This window comes from Streptomyces panacea, assembly GCF_040560175.1.
In the GTDB taxonomy this organism is placed as follows: Bacteria; Actinomycetota; Actinomycetes; order Streptomycetales; family Streptomycetaceae; genus Streptomyces; species Streptomyces panacea.
Genome location: NZ_JARJHW010000333.1, coordinates 1 through 3,468, shown reverse-complemented (window position 1 = coordinate 3,468; position 3,468 = coordinate 1). Strand labels below are relative to the sequence as shown.

At 72.2% G+C, this 3,468-nt stretch carries 2 protein-coding genes and 1 pseudogene; all 3 read right to left on the bottom strand.

Annotation, left to right across the window (positions count from 1 at the left end; genetic code table 11):
* Positions 1–1,574 (bottom strand): NADH-quinone oxidoreductase subunit N (locus P3L51_RS35580; protein WP_435594599.1); only part of this gene is annotated, 1,574 nt, incomplete at its 3' end.
* A 2-nt stretch (positions 1,575–1,576) separates the two neighbouring features.
* Positions 1,577–3,175 (bottom strand): complex I subunit 4 family protein, encoded by a 1,599-nt coding sequence (locus tag P3L51_RS35575; RefSeq protein ID WP_354609502.1) that lies wholly within the window; start codon positions 3,173–3,175, stop codon positions 1,577–1,579.
* Positions 3,176–3,178: 3 nt separating this feature from the next.
* Positions 3,179–3,468: pseudogene (locus P3L51_RS35570) on the bottom strand (NADH-quinone oxidoreductase subunit L); the annotation flags it as partial.

Here is a 3,468-nt window from a genome sequence, read left to right as displayed (position 1 = left end):
AAGAGGCTTTCGGCGGCGAAGCGGAGGACCAGCTGGGGTGCTCCCGACAGGGCGACGCCGGCGGCCGCGGTGAGGGCGATCGCGGCGAGCACCGGGGCCGGGGCGCGGTGGACGGCCGGGGACCCGACGGCCGGGGAGCCGACGGGCTGGAGGGCGGGCTCGGCGGCCGGGGTCCCTGCCGTCTCCGGGGCGCGGAAGAGGTCCGCCGTCCACTGCAGGTAGTAGAAGAGCGCGATGACGACGTTGACGGCCATCACGACGGCCAGCCAGCCGAGCCCCGCGTCGACGGCCGAGGAGAAGACCGTGACCTTCGCGAAGAGGCCGACGATGCCGGGCGGCAGCCCCGCGAGGCAGAGCAGGAAGAAGCCCATGGCGAGCGCCACGAGCGGGCGCTCGGAGGCGAGGGCGCGGTAGTCCGAGAGACGGTTCAGGGGCTTCGTACGGGCGACCAGGGCGGCGACGGCGAAGGCGCCGAAGTTCACGACGGCGTACATCAGGGCGTACGCGACGGTGGAGCCGATCTGATCCGCGCCGGCGTACGCCGCAGCCGCGATCGGCACCAGCAGATAGCCGGCCTGGGCGACGGACGACCACGCGAGGAGGCGAACCGCGCTCCACGCGCGCGTGGAGCGCTGGCGGAGCGCCGCGACGTTGCCGACGGTCATGGTGAGCGCCGCGAGCACGGCCACGGCCGGGCCCCACACGTCGGAGTGGCTCGGGAAGGCGATGACCGTCACCAGGACGAGGCCGGAGAATCCGACGGCCTTGCCGACGACGGAGAGGTACGCGGCGATGGGCAGCGGCGCGCCTACGTAGGTGTCGGGGACCCAGAAGTGGAAGGGCGCGGCGGCGGCCTTGAAGGCGAAGCCCACGAGGGTCAGGGCGACGCCCGCCGACGCGAGGGTCTCGAACCTGCCGGGGATGTCGTCGAGCCGGCCGGCGATCTCGGTGAGATGCAGGGTGCCGGTGGTGGCGTACACGAAGCTGACGCCCAGCAGCATGACGGCGGTGGCCGCCACCGAGGAGAGGAAGAACTTGAGGGCCGCCTCGGACGAGAGGCGGTCGCCGCGCTTGAGGCCGACCAGCGCGAAGGCGGGGAGGGTGGCGACTTCGAGGGCGACGACGAGGGTCGCGAGGTCGCGGGCCGCGGGCAGGAGGGCGGCGCCGGCCGCCGAGGAGAGCAGCAGGAACCAGAATTCGCCCGGCGGGAGCTTCTTGCCGCCCCCGAGTTCGGTGACGGAGAGCAGGGCGGTGAGCAGCGCGCCGCCGAGCACCAGGAGCTGGATGACGAGCGTGAAGTGGTCGACGGTGTAGCTGCACACGTCCGCGTCGGCCGTCAGACAGAAGGTGGACCGGTCACCGGCGCGCAGCGGGAGGAGCAGGAGGAGCGCGGCGGCGAGGCCGGCGACGGAGAGTGCGCCGAGGAGCGGCTTGCGGCGTTCCGGGACGAACAGGTCGGCGACCAGGACGATCAGTGCGACGGCGGCGGTGAGGGCCGGGGGTGCGATGGCGAGCCAGTCGACGGACTGGACGAGACTGGCGGCGCTCTCGACGGCGCCCTGGGCAGCGGCCACGATCACGACTTGCCTCCTGCGAGAAGCTTCTGCACGGCCGGGTCGGTGAGGCCGAGGAGGACGGCGGGCCAGAGTCCGGCGAGGACGGTGAGGGCGACGAGCGGGGTCCAGGCGGCGAGTTCGTAGCCCTGGACGTCGGCGAGTTCGGGCGTCGGGCCCGCTTCCTCCGCTCCCGCGGCCTGGTGGGTCGCGCCCATGCAGACGCGGCGGACCACGATCAGCAGGTACGCGGCGGTGAGCAGCGTGCCGAAGCAGGCGATCGCCGTGAAGGTGACGAAGGCGGGGCGGCTGAGGCCGGGCGCGGGGTCGAAGGCACCGAACATCGCGAGCATCTCGCCCCAGAATCCGGCGAGGCCGGGGAGGCCGAGCGAGGCGACGGCGGCGAAGGCGAGCAGGCCGCCGAGGCGCGGTGCGCGGCCGTACAGCGCCGCGCCGGTGGCGCCGGCGAGGGTGTCGAGGTCGGCGGTGCCGTAACGGTCCTTGAGCGCTCCGACCAGGAAGAAGAGCAGGCCGGTGATGAGGCCGTGGGCGACGTTCGCGAAGAGCGCGCCATTGACGCCGGTGGGGGTCATGGACGCGATGCCGAGCAGCACGAAGCCCATGTGGCCGACGGAGGAGTAGGCGATGAGGCGCTTGAGGTCGCCGCCCGCGCCCTGCCGGGCGAGGGCGAGGCAGGCCAGGGAGCCGTAGATGATGCCGACGACGGCCAGCGCGGCGAGGTACGGCGCGAAGGTCCGCATCCCGTCGGGCGCGATCGGCAGGACGATACGGACGAAACCGTACGTACCCATCTTGAGCATGACCCCGGCGAGGAGGACCGATCCGACGGTCGGGGCGGCGGTGTGGGCGTCCGGGAGCCAGCTGTGCAGCGGCCACATCGGGGTCTTGACCGCGAGCCCGATCCCGATCGCCAGAACGGCTGTGACCTGCACGGATGTGCTCAGCCCACGGCCGTTGTCAGTGGCGAGTGCCACCATGTCGAATGTGCCCGCGTGCAGCCCGACGAGCAGCAGGCCGAGCAGCATGACCACGGAACCGAGCAGCGTGTAGAGGATGAACTTCCAGGCGGCGGCCTGCCGCTCGGCACCGCCCCAGCGGGCGATGAGGAAGTACATCGGGATGAGCACCATCTCGAAAGCCAGGAAGAAGAGCAGCAGGTCGAGTACGGCGAAGGTGGCGAGGGTGCCGGATTCGAGGACGAGCAGCAGGGCGACGAAGGCCTTTGGGGAGGGGCCCGCCGGGAGCTTGAAGTAGCTGTAGAGCGCGCAGAGGAAGGTCAGCAGCGCGGTCAGGACCAGAAGGGGGAGAGAGATGCCGTCGACGCCGAGGTGGATCCGCACGTCGAGTGCGGCGATCCAGCTGATGTCCGTCGTGGCCTGCATCCTCGACGGCTGGTCGTGGTCGAAGCCGAGCGCGAGGACGATCGCGGCGATGAGGATCGCGCCGGTCACGGTCACACCGTGGCGCAGTACGGCCTGGTCGGGGCCGGTGCCCCGGAGTCCGGGCGGGGCGGGCAGCAGCGCCGCCGCCGCGCCCAGCAGGGGGGCGACGACGATGAACGCGAGAAGGAACTGCATCACGGACGTGCTGATATCGATCACGGCTCACGCTCCGGCGACGAGTACGGCGGCGATCGCCAGGACGACCGTTCCGGCGAGCAGGGCGCCCAGGTAGGTCTGCACATTGCCGGTCTGCGCGCCGCGTACGGCGGTGCCGAGCCAGCGGGTGCCGGTGCCCGCTCCGCGTACGTAGGTGTCGACGACCTCGCGGTCGAGGAAGCGGACCAGCCGGGCCGCGCCCTGGACCGGGCGCTGGAAGAGGACGCGGTAGACGGCGTCCAGGTGGAAGCCGGACGCGGCGTGCGGGTGGAGCCTGCCGAGCAGGAGCCGGCCGG